Annotated in this window: 14 protein-coding genes and 2 riboswitches; of the genes, 6 read left to right on the forward strand and 8 right to left on the reverse strand. The window is 60.2% G+C overall.

Annotated elements, in window-relative coordinates; all coding sequences use genetic code 11:
- Positions 1 to 5: 5 nt before the first annotated feature.
- Together AC1RP7_RS16990 and AC1RP7_RS16995 are read right to left on the reverse strand one after the other, a co-directional pair.
- Positions 6 to 500: a DUF934 domain-containing protein gene (locus AC1RP7_RS16990; protein WP_057714377.1), complete on the reverse strand. Its 495-nt coding sequence runs from the start codon at positions 498 to 500 to the stop codon at positions 6 to 8.
- Positions 484 to 2142, reverse strand: coding sequence for a nitrite/sulfite reductase (locus AC1RP7_RS16995; RefSeq protein ID WP_090455659.1), 1659 nt, complete (start codon positions 2140 to 2142; stop codon positions 484 to 486). Before AC1RP7_RS16995 ends, AC1RP7_RS16990 begins: the two co-directional genes overlap by 17 nt.
- A gap of 523 nt (positions 2143 to 2665) precedes the next feature.
- Here AC1RP7_RS16995 and AC1RP7_RS17000 point away from each other — a divergent pair.
- Positions 2666 to 3751: an ABC transporter substrate-binding protein gene (locus AC1RP7_RS17000; protein ID WP_493183004.1), complete on the forward strand. Its 1086-nt coding sequence runs from the start codon at positions 2666 to 2668 to the stop codon at positions 3749 to 3751.
- A 6-nt stretch (positions 3752 to 3757) separates the two neighbouring features.
- Here AC1RP7_RS17000 and AC1RP7_RS17005 read toward each other — a convergent pair whose 3' ends face one another.
- Positions 3758 to 3976, reverse strand: coding sequence for a DUF2970 domain-containing protein (locus tag AC1RP7_RS17005; RefSeq protein ID WP_057714552.1), 219 nt, complete (start codon positions 3974 to 3976; stop codon positions 3758 to 3760).
- 175 nt (positions 3977 to 4151) lie between these two features.
- On the opposite strand from AC1RP7_RS17005, the gene AC1RP7_RS17010 reads away from it, so the two are divergent.
- Positions 4152 to 10730: an NEL-type E3 ubiquitin ligase domain-containing protein gene (locus tag AC1RP7_RS17010; RefSeq protein WP_493183002.1), complete on the forward strand. Its 6579-nt coding sequence runs from the start codon at positions 4152 to 4154 to the stop codon at positions 10728 to 10730.
- A gap of 117 nt (positions 10731 to 10847) precedes the next feature.
- Here AC1RP7_RS17010 and metH read toward each other — a convergent pair whose 3' ends face one another.
- On the reverse strand, positions 10848 to 14558 hold the full coding sequence (metH, locus tag AC1RP7_RS17015) for a methionine synthase (RefSeq protein ID WP_340312144.1): 3711 nt from the start codon (positions 14556 to 14558) through the stop codon (positions 10848 to 10850).
- 156 nt (positions 14559 to 14714) lie between these two features.
- Here metH and AC1RP7_RS17020 point away from each other — a divergent pair, with 156 nt between their 5' ends.
- Positions 14715 to 17024: a fatty acid cis/trans isomerase gene (locus AC1RP7_RS17020; protein ID WP_493183000.1), complete on the forward strand. Its 2310-nt coding sequence runs from the start codon at positions 14715 to 14717 to the stop codon at positions 17022 to 17024.
- A gap of 195 nt (positions 17025 to 17219) precedes the next feature.
- A complete protein-coding gene (nfuA, locus tag AC1RP7_RS17025) occupies positions 17220 to 17804 on the forward strand; it encodes a Fe-S biogenesis protein NfuA (protein ID WP_008059275.1) in 585 nt (194 codons plus the stop codon).
- 192 nt (positions 17805 to 17996) lie between these two features.
- Here nfuA and cobM read toward each other — a convergent pair whose 3' ends face one another.
- The 4 genes from cobM to AC1RP7_RS17045 all read right to left on the reverse strand — a co-directional run bounded on the left by cobM (position 17997) and on the right by AC1RP7_RS17045 (position 20145).
- Positions 17997 to 18743: a precorrin-4 C(11)-methyltransferase gene (gene cobM / locus AC1RP7_RS17030; protein ID WP_493182998.1), complete on the reverse strand. Its 747-nt coding sequence runs from the start codon at positions 18741 to 18743 to the stop codon at positions 17997 to 17999.
- 81 nt (positions 18744 to 18824) lie between these two features.
- A complete protein-coding gene (locus AC1RP7_RS17035) occupies positions 18825 to 19238 on the reverse strand; it encodes a cobalamin biosynthesis protein (protein ID WP_102671349.1) in 414 nt (137 codons plus the stop codon).
- Positions 19235 to 19942: a CbtA family protein gene (locus tag AC1RP7_RS17040; RefSeq protein ID WP_057714563.1), complete on the reverse strand. Its 708-nt coding sequence runs from the start codon at positions 19940 to 19942 to the stop codon at positions 19235 to 19237. Before AC1RP7_RS17040 ends, AC1RP7_RS17035 begins: the two co-directional genes overlap by 4 nt.
- 11 nt (positions 19943 to 19953) lie before the next feature.
- Positions 19954 to 20145, reverse strand: coding sequence for a CbtB domain-containing protein (locus AC1RP7_RS17045; RefSeq protein ID WP_057714565.1), 192 nt, complete (start codon positions 20143 to 20145; stop codon positions 19954 to 19956).
- A gap of 121 nt (positions 20146 to 20266) precedes the next feature.
- Positions 20267 to 20492, reverse strand: a riboswitch (cobalamin riboswitch).
- A 205-nt stretch (positions 20493 to 20697) separates the two neighbouring features.
- A riboswitch (cobalamin riboswitch) is annotated at positions 20698 to 20910 on the forward strand.
- Positions 20911 to 21013: 103 nt separating this feature from the next.
- On the opposite strand from AC1RP7_RS17045, the gene cobW reads away from it, so the two are divergent.
- Positions 21014 to 22084: a cobalamin biosynthesis protein CobW gene (gene cobW, locus AC1RP7_RS17050; protein WP_493182996.1), complete on the forward strand. Its 1071-nt coding sequence runs from the start codon at positions 21014 to 21016 to the stop codon at positions 22082 to 22084.
- 3 nt (positions 22085 to 22087) lie between these two features.
- A partial coding sequence (cobN, locus tag AC1RP7_RS17055) for a cobaltochelatase subunit CobN (RefSeq protein WP_493183994.1) occupies positions 22088 to 24541 on the forward strand: 2454 nt, incomplete at its 3' end.

Genomic DNA, 24541 nt, shown 5'->3' on the forward strand with positions numbered 1-24541 from the left:
GACGGTCAGCGACGACGGAACAGCGGCAGCGGTTCGTCGGCAGCGGCCTGGTAGGTCACCGAGAAGTCCTTGAGGCCTTCAAGGGCTTCGTGCGGGTCTTTGTCGGCGCGAATGGCGAACGCGTCGAAACCACAGCGATGCATGTAGAACAACTGGTCACGCAGCACGTCGCCAATGGCCCGCAATTCGCCCTTGAAACCGTAACGGTCACGCAGCAGGCGGGCGTTGGAGTAGTTGCGGCCATCGGTGAATGCCGGGAAGTTCAGGGCGATGACCTGGAATTGCGCCACGTCTTCACCGATTTCCTCGGCTTCTTCATCGGCGTCCAGCCAGATGCCCAGGCCGCCATCGCGGGCCAGGAGCATGCGGCTATGTTCGCGCCACAGCTGCAACGGCACGATGAGGTCGTCGCAGTTGCTGATCTCGTCGATGTTGAAGTCCTTGGGCAGCAGGTGCCAGGTTTCGTCGACGACCTCGTTGTTCTTAATGATTCGCTGCATAGACACGCTCCTTGAAGAGGTCGATACCAATACGCTGATAGGTGTCGATGAAGCGTTCGTCTTCGGTACGTTGTTCGATGTACACGTCGATCAGCTTTTCGATCACGTCAGGCATGGCTTCCTGGGCAAAGGACGGGCCGAGGATCTTGCCCAGGCTGGCGTCACGGCTGGCGCTGCCGCCGAGGGAAACCTGATAGAACTCTTCGCCTTTCTTGTCCACCCCCAGGATGCCGATGTGGCCGACGTGGTGGTGACCACAGGCGTTCATGCAACCGGAGATGTTCAGGTCCAGTTCGCCGATGTCGAACAGGTAGTCCAGGTCGTCGAAGCGGCGCTGGATCGATTCGGCGATCGGGATCGACTTGGCGTTGGCCAGGGAGCAGAAATCACCGCCCGGGCAGCAGATGATGTCGGTCAGCAGGCCGATGTTCGGCGTGGCGAAACCTTGCTCGCGCAACTCGCCCCACAGGGCGAACAGCTTCTCCTGCTCGACGTCGGCCAGGATGATGTTCTGCTCGTGGGAGGTGCGCAGTTGACCGAAGCTGTAGCGGTCGGCCAGGTCGGCCACGGCGTCGAGCTGTTTGTCGGTGATGTCGCCCGGTGCAACTCCGGTTGGCTTCAGGGACAAGGTCACGGCCACGTAGCCCGGCTTCTTGTGGGCCAGGGTGTTGCGCACGCGCCAGCGGGCGAAGCCCGGGTGCTGCTGGTCGAGCTCGGCCAGGGCGGCGGTCTGGTTGCCCAGCGCCTTGTAGTCCGGATCGACGAAATGTGTGGCGACGCGCTGCACTTCGGCTTCGGTCAGCGTGGTCTGGCCACCGCGCAGGTGCTCCATTTCCGCATCGACTTTCTGCGCAAAGACTTCAGGCGTCAGCGCTTTGACCAGGATCTTGATCCGCGCCTTGTACTTGTTGTCGCGACGGCCATAGCGGTTGTAGACCCGCAGGATGGCGTCGAGGTAGCTCAACAGGTCTTGCCACGGCAGGAATTCATTGATGAATGCACCCACCACCGGCGTACGACCCAGGCCACCGCCGACAAGTACGCGAAAGCCCAGTTCGCCGGCTGCGTTGTGCACCGGCTCAAGGCCGATGTCGTGGACTTCGATGGCGGCACGGTCGGAAGTCGAACCGTTGACGGCAATCTTGAATTTGCGCGGCAGGTAGGCGAATTCCGGGTGGAACGTGGTCCACTGGCGGACGATCTCGCACCATGGGCGCGGGTCGATCAGTTCGTCGGCGGCGACACCGGCAAACTGGTCGGTGGTGACGTTGCGCAGGCAGTTGCCGCTGGTCTGGATCGCGTGCATCTGCACGGTGGCCAGTTCAGCGAGAATGTCCGGAATGTCTTCCACGGCCGGCCAGTTGAACTGCACGTTCTGCCGGGTACTGATGTGGGCATAGCCCTTGTCGTAGTCGCGGGCAATCCTGGCCATCATTCGCATCTGGCGCGAAGTCAGTTGGCCGTAAGGCACGGCGACTCGCAGCATAGGCGCGAAACGCTGGATATAAAGGCCATTTTGCAGGCGCAGGGGGCGGAATTCTTCTTCGCTCAGCTCGCCTGCCAGATAGCGTCGGGTCTGATCACGGAACTGCTTGACGCGGTCCTCGATGATCCGCTGATCGTATTCGTCGTATACGTACATATAAGTCCTGTTCTCAGGCTTGGGCCGGTCGGAAACAGCGGCGTTTTTTGGCTTGCTGGCGTCCGATAATACCTCGGCAATTCTGCGCGCACGGCCGCGCACTCCCTACGGAGCCGGGGCACGATACCAGTTTGCAGTTATGCGTAAAAGTGATGTTTGAGCATATGTAAAGAACCAAATCGACTAATGAGGGGCGCTGTTACAAAGACCCTGTTTGTGATGCGGGCAATCGTCGTCTTTACTCTGCTCGAGTCTTTATGCAATCACCGATAAAACCGACAAGAGGCGATGCAATGAGCAACCCAACCAAAGCACGGAAAAGCGATAGCACCGTTGATGCATGGGCCATTTTGTTCCTGATCATTCTGGTCGTGGGGACCGCGGTATTCTGGGTCAGTCATCAGTAAGCGACCCCGTCCGGGCCCGGTTCCGACGATTGTCTGACAAAAACCGGAAAAGTCGCCGTTTTACGGACGTTCGCTGGCTATAATGCGCGGCGAATTTCCGGGGGCTCGGACGACACATGTTGAAGTTTCTAAGGGGTGTATTACTGGCGCTGGGCATGGTCGCGGGACCGTGCGCTCAAGCGGCGTCAGTGCTGTTCCTTAACCCGGGAACCACCAAGGAAGCTTTTTGGGTCAGTTACTCGCAGTTCATGCAGGCCGCCGCCAGGGATCTGGGCATGGACCTGCGGATCCAGTACTCCGACCGGGTGCCTGAAAACATCATCAAGCAGGCGCGCGAAGCCCTCCAGGGACACAATCGTCCCGACTACCTTGTGTTCGTCAACGAACAATCCGTTGCCCCCGAAGTGCTGCGCCTGGCACAAGGCAGCGGGGTGAAGTTGTTTCTGGTCAACAATGCCTTGACTGTGGATCAGGTAAAACTGCTCGGCGCCCGACCCGACAAGTATCCCGACTGGATCGGCAGCCTGGTGCCCAACGATGAGGAGGGCGGCTACCTGATGCTCAAGGAGTTGATTCGGTTGCATCCCCCGGTGGCCCCGGGCCAGATGATTGACCTGCTGGCTTTTTCCGGTTTGAAGGTCACGCCGTCGGCGCAGTTGCGTGAGAAGGGCATGCGTCGGGCGCTGGCCGAACACCCGCAAGTGCGTTTGCGTCAGCTGGTGTACGGTGGCTGGACACGTCAGCGCGCGTACGAGCAAGCCAAACTGTTGTTCAAGCGTTATCCGCAGACTTCACTGGTGTGGGCGGCCAACGACGAAATGGCGTTTGGCGTCATGCAGGCGTATGTCGAATCGGGCGGTGTTCCGGGCAAGGATGCATTGTTCGGCGCCATCAACAATTCACCCGCAGCATTGCAAGCGCTGCTCGACAACCGCCTGAGCGTGTTGCTGGGCGGGCATTTCAGCCTGGGTGGCTGGGCACTGGTTGAGCTGCATGACTATGACCAAGGGGTCGACATCAGCCAGTACGGCGGTCGGGACCGACAACTTCCGCTGTTGCAATTGATTAACCGGGCGCAAGCCAAACAACTGCTTGCGTTGGGCAGCGCACAGAATTTCGGGGTGGATTTCCACAAGCTGTCGGCGAAGGGGCGACCAGCGTCCTACCGCTATCCGTTCAGCCTGCAAATCCTGATGCACTGAGCCGTTTCAGATCCCTGCCAGCAGCAACACCAGTTTGACGATGCCAAACAGCGTCAGGGCAAATACCGTGGTGAACAAAATCCCCAGGATCACGAAATGACTGGGCTTGCCGTGGGTAAAATCCCGCGCCCGGTTCTTGTTGCTCTGCACTCCGAACGCTGCCGCCATGACGCTGTGCAACATCTGCCAGAAGGTTGGCGGCTTGTTGTCGACCGGATCGTCCATAAATCCCTCGCCTGTCAGTAAGTCCTCAGAGCATAGACAATCTGCCGGCCAGTGGTGCGGCCGGCCTGCGAATCGACGCATATTGAAATCAGTCTGGGCCGATGCGATAACTATCTACCGCAGATACGGTTCACTGAAATGATGTTCTGTCGTTCCAATTTTCAGGAGCGACACAATGTCTACCCATCCCCCCTCTGTGCCCCGTCAACCTCTGGTTGCGGGCCAAACCAGCATTCACCGCGAACTACTTGAACAGCTGACGCCTGATTGGTTGGTCGATGCCACGCCGCAGCGGCGGGCGGCCATAAAAGCCAGCGGCTCGCTCGCGCCGCGCTGGTACTCGCGAGCCTCCAGCGAGCAACAGCAGGCACTGAAAGACCGTTTCAACGACAGCCTGGTTTGCCAGACCCTGCTCGACAAAACCATGTCGTCGCTGCCAGATGCCGAAAGCTTTGCCGAGCCGATACTGCAAAAGGCGCTGAAGGATCAGTTCGGGGTCGAGGCCGATGTCAACAAAACCCTGGTGTGCCTGAGGCGAGCGCTGGAAGTCAGCGATCTTGAAATCGAGATCAGCACATTCGAGGTGATGAAGCTTTCGTTGTTGCAGGCGGCACTGCATAACTGCGAAGCGTCCGAATGCGAGGCGGGCGCCTTTCATCGCGGGTCGGGCTTTGTAGTCGAGACTTCCACGCCTGGTACGTTCGAGGTCACTGCCCTCAACATGTCGGTCACGCAATTCCTCTCACTCTGCCGCAAGCTGGATATCGGCGCGCAGTATCAAACCCGTGTCGAGGCGTTTTTCCAGGCAACGGCTGCGCAGAAGAAATCGACAGTGTCCGAGCAATTCATTGCCAGTCAGAAAGCGGCAATGAGAGCAGCCGCTGAATTGGCGCTGCTGAAAAAAGACATCGAACCCGACGATTACGCAATGATCCTTTCGGTGGTTAATGGCGAGGTCCATCCCCGTGTAGGCAGCAGGCCAGTCTGGTTTCGTGACCTGAACCTGATGAAGCGCAGGATGACGGGCTGCGTCGTGTTCAGCATCAGTGAACAATATCGTTATACCAACGACTACATCGTCTACATTCCCCACGATCCCGAGCACCCGCTCAAACGCTATACCTCTGAGCAGCTGCGTGAAGAATTCAAGCGTCAGTTCACCGCCCAGGACGCATTGCCCGCCAGTGGCAGTGGGCCGACCGCCCACCAGCGCTTTTTCAGCCAGTTCGTCGCCTACGCCGACCGCCCTTATTACTTCAGCCAGTTCACCCGCAAGGCCGCCGACTCTCCGACTGATCCTTTGCATTCATTCTGGTTGAAGGTCCTCCAGTACGTGCCCCCGTTGTCGTCCGTCGCCCGCATCAAAGAGCTGCCGCCAGAACCTGCGGGCAAACGTGAGTCGGTCGAAGATCCTTATCTCAATCCATTCGGGATGATTCGCGAAGGCGTGGCGGGCATCTGGTCCGCCAACAGTGATCTGTGGACTTATCTCTACGAGCAAAACCGCAAGAAAGTCATCGCCGACGCACGCAGCCATGCGGTGCCCACGGCGGACGTCGATGCGCGAGTGCGGGCGCAAAAGCTCAATCATCTGCTGGAATTAGGCATGCTGGGCCTGAACATGGTGTCGATGTTCGTGCCGGTACTGGGGGAGATCATGCTGACGGTCATGGCGGGTCAGCTGCTGTACGAGTCGTTTGAGGGGGCGATCGAGTGGAGTGAAGGAGATCGAACGGCGGCCAAGGCGCACCTGGTCGATGTGGCCGAGAATCTGGCGCTGGCCGCGGTGATGGCCGGTGCGGGCAAAGGCTTGGCCAAGCTGACGGCGGTGAAACCCGAACCGCTGGTCGAGCGCCTGCAATCCATCAAACGCGACGACGGCAAAACCCGCTTATGGAAACCTGACCTGAGCGGTTACGAACGCAACCTCATCCTGCCTCGCCATTCAGTCCCTGATGCGTCGGGGCTGCACCGGATAAATGGCAAAACCTTCATTCGGCAGGGTGGCAAGGTCTACGAAACAACCTTTGACCCTTCGCTGAAGAAATGGCGTATCCGGCATCCGACTGATACTGGTGCCTGGCAACCCATACTCGAACACAACGGGCATGGCGCCTGGCGCCATGTGCTGGAGCGTCCCCGGACCTGGGATCGGCTGACACTGCTGCGGCGCATCGGCCATATCACCGAGGCTTTTTCCGATGAGCAACTGCTCGACATCGCCGAGGCCTGTGGTGTCGAGGACAATGCCTTGCGCAAGATGCACATGGATCATCTTGCGCCGCCGCCGGAGCTGTCCCACGCCTTGCGGCTGTTCGAAGCCGACCCCAGCATTGGCGGACCACTGCTCGAAAAATTGCAACGCGCCAGTCCGGGGCTGAGTAATGCCGCCGCTCGCAGGGTTCTGCTCGATGCCAATGCCGAAGAGCTCACCCGCCTGAAAACAATGAGTCGAATTCCCCTGAAAATGCTGGAGGAGGCCCGTTGGTATGCACAACAGGGGCGTCAGGCCCGGGCTTTCACTGGCCTGCGCATGGAATCCGCGCTGTCCGCTGACAGCCGGTGGCTCGCACTGCATGCCCTGGAAAAAATGCCGGGGTGGTCCGGCGAGGTGCGGCTGGAGATTCGCGACGGCCACATCGAGGGTCCGCTCATCGACGGCATTGGTAGCGAGGCCGCGACAATCCGTAAGTACGTGGTTAAAAACGGCCCGTCCTATCAGGCATTTGATGAGCGTGGCGAGACGCTCAATGGCGTGCCCGCCACCGGCGATAACTTTTACGCCTCGATCATGCACGCATTGCCCGATGAATCCCGTCGCGCATTGGGCGTTCCACACGTGGGCCAAAGCGTCGATCTGAAGCAGGCTGTCATCGACTCGGCCTTCGAGCATCGGGCGCAATTGTCGCAAATGCTGGAACAGCGCAGCGGTAACGGCAAGGCGTTCAAGCCGCCCGTACGCGTAACGGAGCGTCGGGTGGGCTACTACGCCAGCGGGCGCGGGCAAGGTTTGAATCCTTCTCTGGTGTCGCGGGTACAGGACGTGTATCCGGCGCTGACGGATCAGCAGGCCAATGGGTTTATCCTGGCGCAACTGCGCGCGGGTAAAACCGACGCACAGATTTATAGCCTCCTGCAGGAGCGTATGCGCGAGTGGGAGACCCTCGAGGCGACGCTCGATCAATGGGTCGGCGAGCCGATAGCGGGTTCTGTCCTGGAGTCGATGCTCGGAGGCAAGGCCTCGGTCGCGCAGAGTCTCAAGCAATCCTGGCGTAATTCGCCGCTGGCCGGGGAGCATCCGCGCTACAGATTGCTTGAGTTGGTCTGTGACGACCCGATCCCTGCGCTGTCGGCGGACTTCTCCCATGTGGGTGATCTGTATGTCCGGGGTCGAAGCATCACCGACGCCAATGTCGATGCGTTGTTGGCGAATTTTCCCAAGCTCAAAAGACTGCGGATCAATGCCACGGGCAACGATTTCAGCACCGTGCCCCAAGTGCTGAGCAGCATGCCGGACCTCAGGGGGCTGAGCCTGTATTCAGCCGCGCCCTTCGCCGCAGACATGCCGTCGAGACTGGGTGCGTTGACGGCGCTCGAGGAGCTCAGCGTGTATTCAACCTGGGGCGTTCCCGTGCCGTTGGACGTAAGCCGGCTGCGCAATCTGCGTCTGCTCGACGTGATCGCGCCGTCAATGGATCAGTGGCCAACCGGGGTTCTGGAACTGCCCCGACTTGAACGTCTTAACCTCACCGGTACAGCCATCAGTACATTCCCCGAAGGCATTTTCGAAGGGCATGAAAAACTCTGGTCCGGGTTGTCGCTGGATTGGTCGAACATGCCGCGCCCAAACTTCAAGCAGGCCTATGAGTATCTCCGGCGTCAGCCCCGGCACCTTGTTGATCTGGAAGAAATGGTCAGGGATTACTGCAAGGGCGAGTTGAAACGTCTTGCTGAAGGCATCAATGACCCGTCCGCGGGATTATTCAATCAATTTGTCGAACAGTGGCAAGACGCAGGGGCGAGATTCGACGCCGTCGAAGCATTGAGTGAGCAGCATCATCAGCTCAACCGGCATCTTGAGGACTGGTCCCAACGCGCGCTGCGAATGCCTGCAGCGGCCAACGAAATCATCGGACGTACATGGACGGCAGATGCCCTGAGAATCTGCTGGCGCAATGGCGCATTCAAACGCTACGGCTCGACGGCCGATGCCTCGGTACTGGATCTGCCGAGCCTGGCGTTGAGCGAGTTTCCAGAATTGCCGGACGGTGCCTTCCCTGAAGTACGAACCTTGTATCTGAAGGGTAATAGTGCCCCCGTCGAGCAGACTCGCAAGTTCGTCCGCGGTTTTCCCGGGCTTGAAAGACTCGACGTGAGTGGCAGCGGTTTGACTGAAGTGCCCTTTGCGCCCGGTGATCTTGAAAAACTGACTGATCTGGATCTTTCCAATAACCGGATTGTTGGCGACGCCGGGGTTCAGCAGGCTTTTGATGGATTGCAGGCACTGCAATACCTGGACTTGAGCAACAACCCGTTGAATACCTTGGATGTCAGTGCAATGACCCGCCTCAAGTCCTTGAACCTAAGTGGCACGGCGCTGCAAGAATGGCCGACCGGGGTACAGGAGCTGCCAGAGCTGTATTGGCTGGACTTGCGCGACAGCAGGGTCAACGCGCTGCCGGAGCCGCTTGCGGATGAGACGCTGCTCAAGACCAACCTCGCGGGCACACCTTTAACCCCTCAAGCCGTCGCCATGCGCAACGCAGCCCGGCATCGAATGGAAATGGCCAAAGGTCTTCCGGCCGGCGCGCTGGAACGGTTCGACCTGGAGCAGGTGCCACAGGATTTCCCGCCGTTCGAAAGCGCCAGTTCGATCGCGCTTCAATTGTTGCCGCTGCCGGAAGTCCCGGCGGGAGAAGGGGTTGCAGTTTTAACAAAGCGCCTGCAACGGCTGAAACCGACACTCGCCGATGATGACGCCTTGCAAATGATCGAACAGATGCAGGGCAGCGAAGCTGCGAGCGTGAAAATTGCCGAATGGGAGAAAACCTATGAAACGCTCACGCGCCAATTGAATGACTGGCTGTTTACCCGGGGATCTCGCGGAAACGGCTGGATGACATCTTCCAGCATTCGCAGGCAGGCTGCCTTGCGGATCGTCGAATGCTGGCAAAAAGGTCTGAGCAGCACGGGCGCGGTGGCTGATGCGGTGCTGGATCTCAACGGTCTGCAACTGGGTGACCTGCCTGAGGTGCCGGCATCGTTCGAGCATGTCGGCACGTTGAAACTGACGAGCGTAAAACTTACCCGGCAAGGTTCCGACGGGTTCCTCAAGGCCTTTACCCGCCTGAAAACCCTGGACCTCAATGGCAATGGGCTGGATGGCGTTCCAGAGCCGGTCTGTGACATGGACAGGCTCGAGCGTCTGGAGTTGTCCTCGAACCGGATGGACGATGCCGAACTGCTGTATGCCGCATTGAGTAATCTGGAGCGTCTGCGCTGGCTGGACTTGAGCTACAACGAACTGGATACCTTTGATATCGGCGTTTTCGAGCAATTGGAGACGCTGGATCTGCGCAACAATAATTTGACCGAATGGCCGGACGGGGTGTTCGACAGCCAGCACCTGGGCACGCTCAATCTCAGTGGCAACGACATCACGTCGATCCCCGAGCAGGCCCTGAGTGGCGACCATGACGTTTTGACGGCCGGTACGGATTTGAGCGACAACTTCAACCTGTCGCTTGAGAGCCTTGAACGCCTCAGGGATTACCGTGAAGCGGGTTTCCACGACAGGGTGCTGGGGATCTCGCGGGCCGATCTTGACGAGTTGATCGATGACGCCAACGGCGATGGCGACGATAGCAGTGAAGGCATCGATACGGATGAGGAACTGCCTGAGACTGAGCCGGATACCGAACAAAAAACACCGTGGTTAACCCATCTTCCTCCCGAGGAAGTGGCCAGTAAAACCGGGATGTGGAATCAACTCGCGGCGGAACCGGACAATGCGGCGTTCTTTCACCTGCTTTCGCGACTGCAGGATACGCAGGAGTTCAGGGTGGCTAACGCCGATCTGACGCGGCGGGTCTGGACGGTCATTGAAGCCGCCGCCAGCAATACCGAACTACGGGAGATCCTGTTTGCCAGTTCCAGCACCCACGGCACGTGTGTCGACGGTCGAATCCTGACGTTCAGTGGGCTGGAAAGCAGAGTCTTCACCCACAATGCCTTGCTTGATATTCCCGTCGGGCGCCCGAGTGTGAAGGGGCATGCACTGCTGAATTTATCCCGGCAGCTGTTTCGACTGGACAAGGTCGACGACCTCGCGAGGAAAATCGCCGCGCAAAGCGGGCAGGATGAGGCCGAAATACGCTTAGGCTATCGAATCGGGCTGACACAAGGATGGGCGGACGGCCTGGAGCTGCCAGGGCAACCGAAACACATGACCTATGCCTCGGGAGTGACCGCTCGACAACTGGCGGACGCGCGCATCGAGATCGTCAACGCAGAGCAGTCCGATGGTTTCTTTGAAGACTTGATCCAGCGCGACTATTGGGAAAGTTATCTCAAGGAAAAACATCCTGAGGTGTTCAAGGCGCTGGATGAGATGGATGTTCAGGAGGAAGTTGAAAGCGCTGACGATGCGGCATTACTGACTCAGCTTTTCGAGCAGAGGGCGGCGCGCAACGCGAAGATGATCGAATTGTCCCGACAGGAGGTCGCGGAGCTGACGGCTGCCTCAAGCAGGTAAATCACCTGTGGGAGTGAGCTTGCTCGCGATGGGGGCTTGATGTTCAACATCAATGTTGACTGATACGCCGCTATCGCGAGCAAGCTCGCTCCCACAAGGTTTTTTTCAGTTGATCACTCAGTTGTCGTAACCGAGATTCGGCGCCAGCCAGCGCTCGGTAACGCTCAGTTCCTGGCCTTTGCGCGACGTGTAGCTCTGCACCTGGTCCTTGTCGATCTTGCCCACGGCGAAGTACTGCGCCTGCGGGTGAGCAAAGTACCAGCCACTGACCGCTGCCGCCGGGAACATCGCGTAGTGCTCGGTGAGGAATACACCACTGCGGCCTGCGCGCATTTCCTGGGCTTCTGGATCGAGCAGGGCGAACAGCTGAGCTTTCTCGGTGTGATCCGGACAGGCCGGGTAGCCCGGAGCAGGGCGGATACCGCTGTACTGTTCCTTGATCAGTGCCTCGTTATCCAGCGCTTCATCCTTGGCATAACCCCAATAGTCTTTACGCACCTGCTGGTGCAGCCACTCGGCGCAGGCTTCGGCCAGGCGGTCGGCCAGGGCCTTGACCATGATCGAGTTGTAATCGTCGCCGGCGTCCTGGTAGGCCTTGGCCACTTCTTCGGCGCCGATGCCGGCGGTGGTGATGAAACCACCCACGTAGTCAGTCACTTCACTGTCCTTGGGCGCGACGAAGTCGGCCAGGGAGAAGTTCGGTTTGCCGTCGGTCTTGATGATCTGCTGGCGCAGGTGATGCAGCTTGGTCATTGGCTTGCCGTCATCGCCATAGAGCTCGATGTCGTCGTCATGCACCTGGTTGGCCGGCCAGAAGCCGAACACCGCACGAGCGCTGATCAGCTTTTCGTCGATCAATTTGCGCAGCATTTCCCTCGCGTCGTTGTACAGCGAGGTGGCGGCTTCACCGACCACTTCGTCCTGGAGAATGCGCGGGAACTTGCCGGCCAGGTCCCAGGATATGAAAAACGGCGTCCAGTCGATGTATTCGGCCAGAACGTCGAGGTCGATGTTGTCCAGCACCCGCGCTCCGGTGAAGGTCGGTTTGACCGGCGTGTAGGACGCCCAGTCGAATTGCGGCTTCTTGGCGATGGCTGCGCCGTAGCTCAGGCGCTCGGTGCGGGCACTGCGGTTGGACGTGCGCTCGCGAACTTCGATGTAATCCTGGCGGGTTTTCTCGACAAAACCGGCCTTCAGTTCCTTGGACAGCAACTGGGTCGCCACGCCCACGGCGCGGGAGGCGTCGGTGACGTAGATCACCGCGTCGTTGCTGTATTTCGGCTCGATCTTGACTGCCGTGTGCGCTTTGGAAGTGGTGGCGCCACCGATCATCAACGGCAGGTGGAAGTCCTGGCGCTGCATTTCGCGGGCGACGTGGACCATCTCATCCAGCGACGGGGTGATCAGGCCGGACAGGCCGATGATGTCGCACTTCTGTTCCTTGGCCACCTGCAGGATTTTTTCCGCCGGCACCATCACGCCCAGGTCGACGATGTCGTAGCCGTTGCAGCCCAGCACCACGCCGACGATGTTCTTGCCGATGTCGTGCACGTCGCCTTTGACGGTCGCCATCAGGATCTTGCCCTTGGCTTCTGGCTTGTCGCCTTTTTCCAGTTCGATGAACGGGATCAGGTGGGCCACAGCCTGCTTCATCACGCGGGCGGATTTAACCACCTGCGGCAGGAACATTTTGCCGGCGCCGAACAGGTCGCCGACGATGTTCATGCCGGCCATCAGCGGGCCTTCGATCACTTCGATCGGGCGAGCGAAGGACTGGCGCGATTCTTCGGTGTCTTCGACGATGTGGGTGGTGATGCCCTTGACCAGTGCGTGTTCCAGGCGCTTGTTGACGTCCCAGTTACGCCACTCTTCGGTCTCGGCTTCCTTGACGCTGCCGTCGCCCTTGTATTTGTCGGCGATGGCGAGGAGGGCGTCGGTGCCTTCCGGGGTGCGGTTGAGGATCACGTCTTCCACGGCGTCGCGCAGCTCCACCGGGATCTGGTCGTAGATCTCCAGTTGCCCGGCGTTGACGATACCCATGGTCAGCCCGGAGCGGATCGCGTACAGCAGGAACACCGAGTGGATCGCCTCGCGCACCGGGTTGTTGCCACGGAACGAGAACGACACGTTGGACACGCCACCGGAGGTCAGCGCATACGGCAGCTCGTCACGGATGTAGGCACAGGCATTGATGAAGTCGACTGCGTAGTTGTTGTGTTCTTCGATACCGGTGGCGACGGCGAAGATGTTCGGGTCGAAGATGATGTCTTCCGGCGGGAAGTCCACCTCGTTGACCAGAATGTCGTAGGAGCGTTTGCAGATTTCTTTCTTGCGCGCTTCGGTGTCGGCCTGGCCGGCTTCGTCGAAGGCCATCACCACCACGGCGGCGCCGTAGCGCTTGCACAGTTTGGCGTGATGGATGAACTGCTCGACGCCTTCTTTCATGCTGATCGAGTTGACGATGCCCTTGCCCTGGATGCACTTGAGGCCGGCTTCGATCACTTCCCACTTGGAGGAGTCGATCATGATCGGTACGCGGGAGATGTCCGGTTCACCGGCAATCAGATTGAGGAAGGTCACCATGGCCTTCTTCGAATCGAGCATCCCTTCGTCCATGTTGATGTCGATCACCTGGGCGCCGGCTTCGACCTGCTGCAGGGCGACTTCCAGGGCCTCGGTGTAGTTGTCTTCACGGATCAGGCGGGCGAACTTGGCGGAACCGGTGATGTTGGTCCGCTCACCGACGTTGACGAACAGCGAGTTGCGATCGATGGTGAACGGCTCCAGACCCGAGAGGCGGCAAGCCTTCGGGATGTCCGGAATCTCGCGCGGCGCATAACCGGCCACGGCCTTGGCGATGGCCTCGATGTGGCCCGGCGTGGTGCCGCAGCAGCCGCCGACGATGTTGAGGAAGCCGCTCTGGGCGAACTCTTCGATGACCTTGGCGGTTTCCGACGGCAATTCGTCGTACTCGCCGAACTCGTTCGGCAGGCCGGCGTTCGGGTGCGCGGAAACGTGGGTGTTGGCCTTGTTCGACAACTCTTCGAGGTACGGGCGCAATTCGCGGGCGCCGAGGGCGCAGTTCAGGCCGACGGAAATCGGCTTGGCGTGGGCCACGGAGTTCCAGAACGCTTCGGTGGTCTGGCCGGACAGGGTGCGGCCCGAGGCGTCGGTAATGGTGCCGGAAATCATGATCGGCAGTTCGACGCCCAATTCCTCGAATACGCCTTGTACGGCGAAGATCGCGGCCTTGGCGTTGAGGGTATCGAAGATGGTTTCGATCAGGATCAGGTCGGCGCCGCCCTCGATCAGGCCTTTGGTGGCTTCGGTGTAGTTCTCCACCAGCTCATCAAAGGTGACGTTGCGGTAACCAGGGTTGTTGACGTCCGGGGACAACGAGCAGGTACGGCTGGTCGGGCCGAGCACGCCGGCAACAAAACGCGGTTTGTCCGGGTTCTCGAGGGTTTTCGCATCGGCGACCTTGCGCGCCAGGCGAGCGCCTTCTACGTTCAATTCGTACGCCAGTTTTTCCATGCCGTAATCGGCCATGGAAATCCGGGTGGCGTTGAAGGTGTTGGTTTCCAGAATGTCGGCGCCGGCGTCCAGGTAGGCTTTTTCAATGCCGCCAATCACGTCCGGGCGAGTCAGGACCAACAGGTCGTTGTTGCCTTTGACATCGCTTGGCCAGTCAGCGAAGCGTTTGCCACGGTAATCCTGCTCTTCGAGCTTGTAGCTCTGGATCATCGTGCCCATACCGCCATCGAGAATCAGGATGCGCTCTTTGAGGGCGTGCTTGAGAGCTTGAAGGCGAACGCTGCGATCGGACATTTGGACTACTCGGTAAGGCCATGACGAAGGGCCGGGATGATAGCAAACCTGTGCGCTTTTGGAGCGTGACTCGAATTTGCATGAATATCGTTCATGTTGGTAAGGGTGACAGACCGGTAGAATCGCGACGTTTTTTCAGGATTCGGGACCAGGGACATGTCGTATCGCTTCGTCATCGGCACATTGCTGCTGTTTTTAAGCTGGGGCGCCGTGGCGCAAGGCCCGGCGATTTCCTCTGCCATGTCACCTGTTATTTCCTACAGCCGCGACATTCAACCGATCTTCACTGAAAAGTGCGTGGCCTGCCACGCCTGCAATGACGCCGCCTGTCAGCTCAACCTGGGCAGCGGTGAGGGCGCGGCACGTGGCGCAACCAAAGTCCCGGTCTACGACGGTGACCGCCGCCAGGCGGTTGCACCGACCCGACTGTTCTATGACGCCTCCGGCAAACAGGCCTGGCAGCAAAAGGGCTTCTATTCGGTGCTCGATGCCCAGGGCAACCAGGCCGCACTGATGGCGCGGATGCTGGAGCTTGGCCACAAGACTCCGTTGCAACCCAACGCGAAGCTGCCGGAAGACATCGTCCTGGGCCTGAACCGGGAAAACATGTGTGCCATGCCCGCGGAGTTCGACGGCTATGCCGCCAAGCATCCGAAGGAGGGCATGCCGCTGGCAGTGACCGGCCTGACCGACCAGCAGTACCAGACGCTGCAACGCTGGCTGGCGGCAGGCGCGCCGATCGATCAGCAGGCGCTGGCGCCCAGCGCCAGGGAAGCCTTGCAGGTGGTGCAATGGGAAAACCTGCTCAATTCACCGGGAGCCCGGGAAAGCCTGGTGGGGCGCTGGCTGTACGAGCACTGGTTCCTGGCCCATCTCTACTTCAAGGACGGTGACCCTGGGCATTTCTTCCAGTGGGTGCGTTCGCGCACCCCGACCGGCCAGCCGATTGACCTGATCAACACCCGTCGCCCGAACGATGATCCGGGCACGCAGTTTTACTATCGCCTGTGGCCGGTGCAGGGCGTGATCGTGCACAAGACCCACATCACCTATCCGCTGGGTCCGGCGAAGCTGGCGCGGGTCAAGAGCCTGTTCTACAGCGGCAACTGGCAGGTCGACGCATTGCCGGGCTATGGACCGCAGAGCCGGGCCAACCCGTTTGCCACTTTCGAAGCGATTCCGGCCCAGGCGCGCTATCAGTTCATGCTCGATAACGCCGAATACTTTGTGCGCACGTTCATTCGTGGGCCAGTGTGTCGCGGCCAGATCGCCACGGACGTGATCCGCGATAATTTCTGGGCGCTGTTCCAGGCGCCCGAGCACGACCTGTATGTCACGGAACCGAATTATCGCGGGCAGGCCACGCCGTTGTTGGCGATGCCGGGGCAGAACGATGATGTCGGCAGCGTCCTCAGCCTGTGGCACGACTACCGCGACAAGCGTAACGAATATGAAGCCTTGCGCCGGGACAGCTATGCCGATGAACCAGCACCGAGCTGGTCGACCCTGTGGGCCGGCAACGACAATGCGTTGCTGAGTATCTTCCGCCATTTCGACAGTGCTTCGGTGACCAAAGGACTGATCGGTGAGGTGCCGCAAACTATATGGCTGTTCGACTATCCGCTGCTGGAGCGCACCTATTATCAACTGGCAGTGAACTTCGATGTGTTCGGGAACCTGTCCCATCAGGCTCAGACGCGCTTGTATTTCGACTTGATCCGCAACGGTGCCGAACAGAATTTCCTGCGCCTGATGCCCGCCGACTCCCGGGATGACTACCTTGATGACTGGTATCAGAATAGTGGCAAATTCAAGATGTGGCTCGACTACGAGACCATCGACGACGACAAGCCGACCGCGCTGAAGCTTGACGCGCTGGACCCCAAGCGCGACTTTGCCATGCAGTTGCTGGCCCGTTATGGCGATCTCAATGCAAGGCCCGACCCGATCAATCGCTGCGACGGCGCTTACTGTTCGCGGCCAAACATCGATCCGGACCTGCAAAGTGCCGAGCAGGCATTGAGCCGCCTGACTTCGCGTCCGGCCGCCGGGCTGAAGGTCATCGATCAGTTGCCGGAGGCTACGCTGCTGCGTATTGAAACCGGCAGCGGCAAGCGTGAGGTCTACAGCCTGTTGCGTAACCGTGCCCACAGCAACGTGGCGTTTTTGCTCGGTGAATCACTGCGCTATCAACCGGGGCTCGACACTTTGACGATTTTCCCGGGTGTGCTCAGTAGCTACCCGAACTTCATGTTCAACATCCCGGCCGGGCAGGTGCCGGCGTTTGTGGATGCGATGGAAAGCGCCAAGGACACCGACAGCTTCGAGAAAATCGTCGAACGCTGGGGAATACGCCGCAGTCATCCGCAATTCTGGGCTTATTTCCATGACCTGAGCCGCTACATCCACGAAAACGATCCGGTGGAAGAGGGCGTGCTGGACATGAATCGCTACGAGAACCTCTGAACAATCACCGCCCCCCCTGTAGGAGCGAGCTTGCTCGCGATGATGGATCAGTTGCATTGATGTCGACTGACACACCATCGCGAGCAAGCTCGCTCCTACAGGGGGTTTGTGGACAATCTTTCCCGACAAAAATACTAGGACTTTGTCCGGCGCGTTGATTGGCGTAAACTGCGCCCAAGCCTGCGAGGAGTTTCCATGACCGCTATTACCATCACTGACGCCGCCCACGATTACCTGGCTGATCTGCTCTCCAAGCAGAACACCCCGGGCATCGGCATCCGCGTCTTCATCACCCAGCCTGGCACCCAGTACGCCGAAACCTGCATTGCCTACTGCAAGCCGGGCGAAGAAAAACCCGAAGACACCGCGCTGGGGCTGAAAAGCTTCACTGCGTACATCGACCACTTCAGCGAAGCCTTCCTGGACGATGCCGTTGTCGACTACGCCACCGACCGCATGGGCGGCCAGCTGACCATCAAGGCGCCAAACGCCAAGGTACCGATGGTCAACGCCGACAGCCCGATCAACGAGCGCATCAACTACTACCTGCAAACCGAGATCAACCCGGGGCTGGCCAGCCACGGCGGTCAGGTCAGCCTGATCGACGTGGTCGAAGACGGCATCGCCGTCCTGCAGTTCGGTGGTGGTTGCCAGGGCTGCGGCCAGGCCGACGTGACACTGAAGGAAGGCATCGAGCGCACCTTGCTCGAGCGCATCCCGGAGCTCAAAGGTGTTCGCGACGTGACCGACCACACGCAGAAAGAAAACGCCTACTACTAAGGTGTTCGCTGCGAATTGAAAAAACGGCGCCCCGTGAGCGCCGTTTTTTTATGGGTGATTGGAAACCTGTGGCGAGGGGGCTTGCCCCCGTTGGGCTGCGAAGCGGCCCTGGTTTTTTACGGGTAAACAGGATTTGCGACGGCTACGCCGCCGAACGGGGGCAAGCCCCCTCGTCACAGGGTTGGTGGTGAATCAGGGCCTGTAAAGATGCGCATGCCCCGCACGATACAGCGATGACTCGCTGAAGTGGTCACTGCCCAGCACCCGACCCACCAGAATCAACGCCGTACGACGAAATCCCTTTGATTCAACCTTCCCGGCAATATCTGCCAGCGTGCCCACCACCCAATCCTGATCCGGCCAGCTCGCTCGATGCACCACCGCAATCGGACAATCGGCGCCGTAATGGGGCAGCAGTTCCTCGACGATCTTCGTCAGGTGACTGACCCCCAAATGAATCGCCATGGTCGCGCCGTGCTGCGCCAGGCTGGAGAATTCCTCTCCGGGTGGCATGGCGGTTTTGTCGGCGTAGCGAGTCAGGATCACGCTCTGCGAAATGTCCGGCAGGGTCAGTTCCGCGCCCAAGAGCGCTGCGCAAGCGGCTGTGGCAGTCACGCCGGGTACGATTTCGAACGCAATGCCCAGTTCACGCAGATAGCGAATCTGCTCGCCAATGGCGCCATACAGGCTCGGATCGCCAGAGTGCACCCGGGCCACATCCTGGCCTTTGGCGTGGGCGGTCTTGATCAGGTCGATGATCTGTTCCAGGTGCAGTTCGGCGCTGTTGACCACCTGTTCGGCACAGTGACCTTCCAGTACGGCGGCCGGTACCAGTGAGCCGGCATATATGATCACCGGGCAACTGCGAATCAGCCGCTGGCCCTTGACGGTGATCAGTTCGGGGTCGCCGGGACCTGCGCCAATGAAGTAGACGGTCATCGTCGGTTCCTGTGGGAAAAAGGGGCTGAACAGGTCTTCAGATGAAGAATGTTCATGATCAAAGGCGGGGATTATCGGTTTTTACGCAGCGCCAGCCAATGCCAGGGTTGCCTGGGCATATTTTTGTCGTGGAATCAGCAGTTTTGCCGGGGCCTGGGCCAGTTGTTCGGCCAGGGCCAGTGCGGCGCTTTCCGCAACGCCGTAGCAACCGGTGCGTTCAAACGCTATTTGCGATTGATGGCTGAGTTGCGGTTCATAAGCGGCCAGTTGCTCACTGCTGAAATACATCAGTTCCAGGCCGAGTTGCTGAGCCAGTTCGATCAGTGCAGGTTCGTCGCGCTTCGAATCGATGCTGGCCAGCGCCTTGATTTCATGACGAGCTATCTGGTGCGCCTCCAGCGCCTGATCGAGCAGCGCCAGCAACGTGCTGACGGGGCAGCCCCGTTGGCAGCCCAGACCGACCACCAGGGTCGGCGCTGTGCTGACGTCAGTCATGCGTTGTATTGACCATCGCTTTTGCGACGGAACAACCAGGCGCTGATCAGGCCCAGGGCCAGCCAGAATGCCACGTTGGTCAGTTGCGAAGCGATTTTGAACCGGGTTTCCAGTGCCTCTGGAGCAAGCATCGAATGCACCTCCGGTTGCGGCGCGCCAATCACATGGGGGACGGCGAGGATCGCCGCGCCGAGGACTTTCATCAGCCAGTGACGGCTGAACACGATCAGCGCAATACCGACGGCGGTGGAGGCGGCGGTACCGACCCACCACAGTTGCCGTTGTGCGAGGTCGGCGGCGGCAGTGCCTGGCAATTCAGGTGGCAGACCGAGGGTCGGCGCGAGCACGAAGGTTGCGTAACCGGCCAGGCCCCAGAGCAGGCCTTGAGAGGTTTTGGTCGGCGCACGCAAGGTGTACAGGCCGGCCAGCATCAGGGCGAAACCGACCGCCACCACCAGGTTGCCACCAGTGGTCGACAGCACGCGCTGCCAGCCATCTTCCGGCTCCCAGGCTTGTGCATCATGAGTGTGAGCAGCCATCGCACCGTCGGCGTGTTCATGCATTTCAACAGCGGCCGGTTCGGCTTTTTCGTAGGTCTCGGCCTGCAAAATCAGCGGGGCGACCCAGAAACTTTGCAGCAGGGTCAGCAACAGGGCGGCCAGCAGCCCGGTGAAACCTGCGGTTTGCGCAATACGCTTGATCATGTCGACAGCTCTCAATGGCACGGGAACGCGGAGCTGTGACGGGTATCGTGGGCGGCGTTGTGCACCGCTTCGATGTGCGAGAAACCGGCGAAATACACAAGGCATGCGCCCAGGATCGACGCGCAGACGGCGGCGGCCAGACGTTGGGTCAGGGTTGAGGTGGTGCTTGCGGCTGTGTGTTCGGCGCTGCTGATGATCGACATGGCGTTTCCCTCTGGTCTGTCAGCGGGGAATAAGAGCGCATGCAAAACCCCGCACGACCAGGCGCGCAAGGTTTCAAACAGCGCCCGCCCACCGCGGGTTTGTTGGTTCAGTGATCGTACTGGTCACTTTGTGTTGCGGGCCGGTCTCCGGGCTCACGAGGGGCAAAGGCTTGCGCCTGGACCTGAAAGCATCACCTTCCCATGCCGCAGTGGCACAGTGGATCTGACGCTTCGCTCGCTTACCGTTGCGGGGGCAGCACCGGACTGACATGGCTTAAGAGTAAAGCACATGATTCACCGGTTTCCCGTTTCACCCTGTGAAGGGCACCCGTAACAAGGTGTGTAGGAGAGCATGGGCGGGGGTTGGGCGTCAATTGGCAGGGGTTCTCAATTCGGAACCGGGTCGACCCAATCGCGAGCAAGCTCGCTCCCACATTTGACCGCATTTTTCTCAAAGAGCCCCATCCCCTGTGGGAGCGAGCTTGCTCGCGATTGGGTCGTTACAGGCGCTACAGAACTCAGCATGAACATTGACCCGCCCCAAGACCATGCGTAGCCTTGCGCTTTCGAGGTTCTTCGGCGTTTGTCGAAGCTAAGAAGGGAACGCGGTCAATGCCGCGGCTGCCCCCGCAACTGTGAACGGTGATGTTCGTTGCCACGCCACTGCTGACTCAATCCATGAGGCCGGCGGGAAGGCGCAGCGAATGCCAGGCTCAAGCCCGGCACACCGTCAGCCAGGAGACCTGCCTCGTCACAGATTCTCACTTTCAACCGGGCGGGGTGATCCGGTGGCGAACTCTTCAGGCACGCGCGTGCGCGTTGCCGGTCGTCGTCCCGTATGCCCGCCAGCTTAGCCATAGGGCATCCGATGAAAACACTGGCCAAACTCCCCGTCACCATCGTTACAGGCTTTCTCGGCTCGGGTAAAACAACGCTGCTGCGCCACATGCTCGACAACGCCCAGGGTCGCCGCATCGCGGTGATCGTCAACGAATTTGGCGAGTTGGGCATCGACGGCGAAATCCTCAAGCAATGCTCCATCGGTTGCACCGAAGAAGAAGCCAACGGCCGTGTCTATGAACTGGCCAACGGCTGCCTGTGCTGCACCGTCCAGGAAGAATTCTTCCCGGTGATGCGCGAACTGGTGGCCCGTCGCGGCGATCTCGACCACATCCTCATCGAAACGTCCGGTCTGGCGTTGCCCAAGCCGCTGGTGCAGGCCTTCCAGTGGCCGGAAATCCGCAGTGCCTGCACGGTGGATGCGGTCATCACCGTGGTCGACAGCCCGGCCGTGGCCGCCGGCACCTTCGCCGCGTTCCCGGATCAGGTCGACGCCCAGCGCAAACTCGACCCGAACCTGGACCACGAATCGCCGCTGCACGAACTGTTCGCCGACCAATTGGCCAGCGCTGACCTGGTGATCCTCAACAAAACCGACCTGATCAACCCGACGGACCTGGCCCGTGTGCGCCTGGAAGTCGCCGAGGAATTGCCGCCAGCGGTGAAAATCATCGAAGCCAGCAGTGGTCGCCTGCCGCTGGACGTGCTGATAGGCCTCGGTGTCGGCTCCGAAGAACACATCGACAGCCGCCACAGCCACCACGACCATCATCACGATGGCGACGACGATCATGATGACCACGATCACGACGCCTTCGATTCGATCTCCATCGAACTGCCGCAAGCCGACGAAAGCCTGCTGCTGGACGCACTGACCCAGTTGGTGGTCCAGCACGGCATCCTGCGCGTCAAGGGGTTTGCTGCGATTCCGAGCAAGCCGATGCGCCTGCTGATCCAGGGCGTGGGTACGCGTTTTGACAAGCATTTCGACCGCCAGTGGGGCGCCGAAGAGGCGCGAGTCTCTCGCCTGGTGCTGATCGGCCAGAAACTGGACGCCACTGTTCTCGAAGCGCAATTGCGCGCCGCGCTCAGCGTGTAAGCCATGCACCTGCTCAGGACCCAGCCCGGCGGTTTCGTGTCGGATGACAACATTGCCGACCTTGGACAAACTCCTGCCGAGCTAGTGGTCCTGTGCAGCGGCGATTCCAGCCTGGCGCTGCTCGCCGAAGCGGCGCAGCAGTTGCCCGACGATTACCCGAGCGTGCGCCTAGCCAATCCGATGCAGGTGCAGAACCATGCCTCGGTTGACCTGTACGTCGATGAAGTCTTGCGCCACGCCAAGGTCATTCTGATCTCGCTGCACGGCGGCATCGCCTATTGGCGTTACGGCATCGAGCGTCTGGTCGAGCTGTCGCAGCGCGGCGTGCAACTGATTCTGGTGCCGGGTGATGATCGCCCGGACCCGGAGCTCAGCGACTTGAGCACCGTCGGTGCCGAGGATCGCGACCGGCTCTGGCAGTTTCTGCGCCAGGGCGGCATGGGCAACGCCCTCGACTTCTTCCGCTGCCTGGCCAACCGCTGGCTGGCCCGTGATTACACCTGGGGTGAGCCGCAAATCCTGCCGCGTACGGCGATTTACCATCGGCACAAACACTCTGCCGCGCTGAGCGACTGGCAGGCCGACTGGCACGTGGGTCAACCGGTGGCGGCGGTGCTGTTTTACCGCTCGCATCTGCAGGCGGCGAACACCGCTTTCATTGATGTTTTTTGCCAACGTTTGCAGGCAGCGGGGTTGAATCCGTTGCCGATTGCGCTGGCGAGCCTGAAAGAACCCGGCTGCCTTTGCGTGGTCGAGGACTGGCTCGACGAGGCCTGCGTCTCGGTAATTCTGAACACCACCGGCTTTGCCCAGTCCAGCCCGGAAGCACCGCATCTGCGGCCATTCCGCCGCAATATTCCGGTGATCCAGGCGATTTGCGCCCAGGACAACGAACCGGGTTGGCGCGCCAGTGAACAGGGGCTTGGCCCTCGCGACCTGGCGATGCACATTGCCTTGCCGGAACTGGACGGGCGCATCATCAGCCGTCCGATCAGCTTCAAGGACCTGGCGTGGCGGAGTGAGCGTAGTCAGTCGGATGTAGTCTGCTACCGGCCGCAGCCGGAACGCATGGATTTCGTTGCCGAACTGGCGCGGCGCTGGATCGATCTGGCGCGGGTGCCCAATGCTGAAAAGCGCATTGCCTTGATTCTCGCCAACTACCCGACCCGCGACGGTCGCATCGGCAATGGCGTCGGCCTCGATACCCCGGCAGCGGCGCTGAATATCCTGCGGGCGTTGCATGCCGAAGGTTATCCATTACCGGCTGAGTTACCAGACAGCGGCACCGCGCTGATCCAGCAGTTACTGGGCGGCGTCAGCAACGACCTCGATACCCTTGACCTGCGTCCTTGCCAGCAAAGCCTGGGCATGGATGACTATCTGGTGATGTTCAACGCCTTGCCTGAAGCCAATCGCGCGGCGGTGCTCGAACGTTGGGGTGCGCCGGAAAGCGACCCGATGTATCGCAGCGGGCGGATGATGATCGCCGGCCTGCGTTTTGGCCTGACCTTCGTCGGCATTCAACCGGCCCGGGGTTATCAGGTCGATCCGAGCGCGGTGTATCACGATCCGGACCTGGTACCGCCCCACGGTTACCTGGCGTTTTACTTCTGGCTGCGCAACACCTATGGCGCCCACGGCGTGATCCACGTCGGCAAACACGGCAACCTCGAATGGCTGCCGGGCAAGGGCGTGGGGCTGTCGGAACATTGCTGGCCAGACGCTTTGCTCGGGCCGCTGCCGAACATCTATCCGTTCATCGTCAACGACCCGGGCGAGGGCGCCCAGGCCAAGCGGCGTACCCAGGCGGTGATCATCGATCACCTGATGCCACCGCTGACCCGCGCCGAAACCTACGGCCCGCTGCGTAACCTCGAGCTGTTGGCCGACGAATATTACGAAGCGCAGCTGCTCGATCCGCGCCGCGCCCGAGAGTTGCAGCGCGACATCCTGCAACTGGTGCGTGACACCCACATCGACCGTGAACTGCAACTGGACGAACAACTCGACAGCGATGCCGATGCGGCGATCTGGTTGCCGCGACTCGACACTTACCTGTGCGACTTGAAGGAGTCGCAGATCCGCGACGGCCTGCATGTGTTCGGCGAATCGCCCATCGGGCGATTGCGCATCGATACCTTGCTGGCGCTGTTGCGCATTCCACGGGGCGATGGCCGGGGTGCGCAGTCGAGTCTGCTGCGGGCGCTGGCCAAGGCCTTCGGACTAGGATTCGATCCGCTTGATTGCGCCTTGGCCGAGCCGTGGATTGGACCACGACCGAATGCCTTGTCGTTGATCAGCACTGAACTGTGGCGCACCACCGGCGATACCCGCGAACGCCTCGAACTGTTCGCCACACAACTGATTTCGCAGGCATTAGCTGACCACTGTGGGAGCGAGCTTGCTCGCGATGGTGTGTCAGTCGACACCAATGTGGCTGACACACCATCGCGAGCA

The sequence above is a fragment of the Pseudomonas sp. GW822-FHT01E03 genome (genome assembly GCF_058802985.1).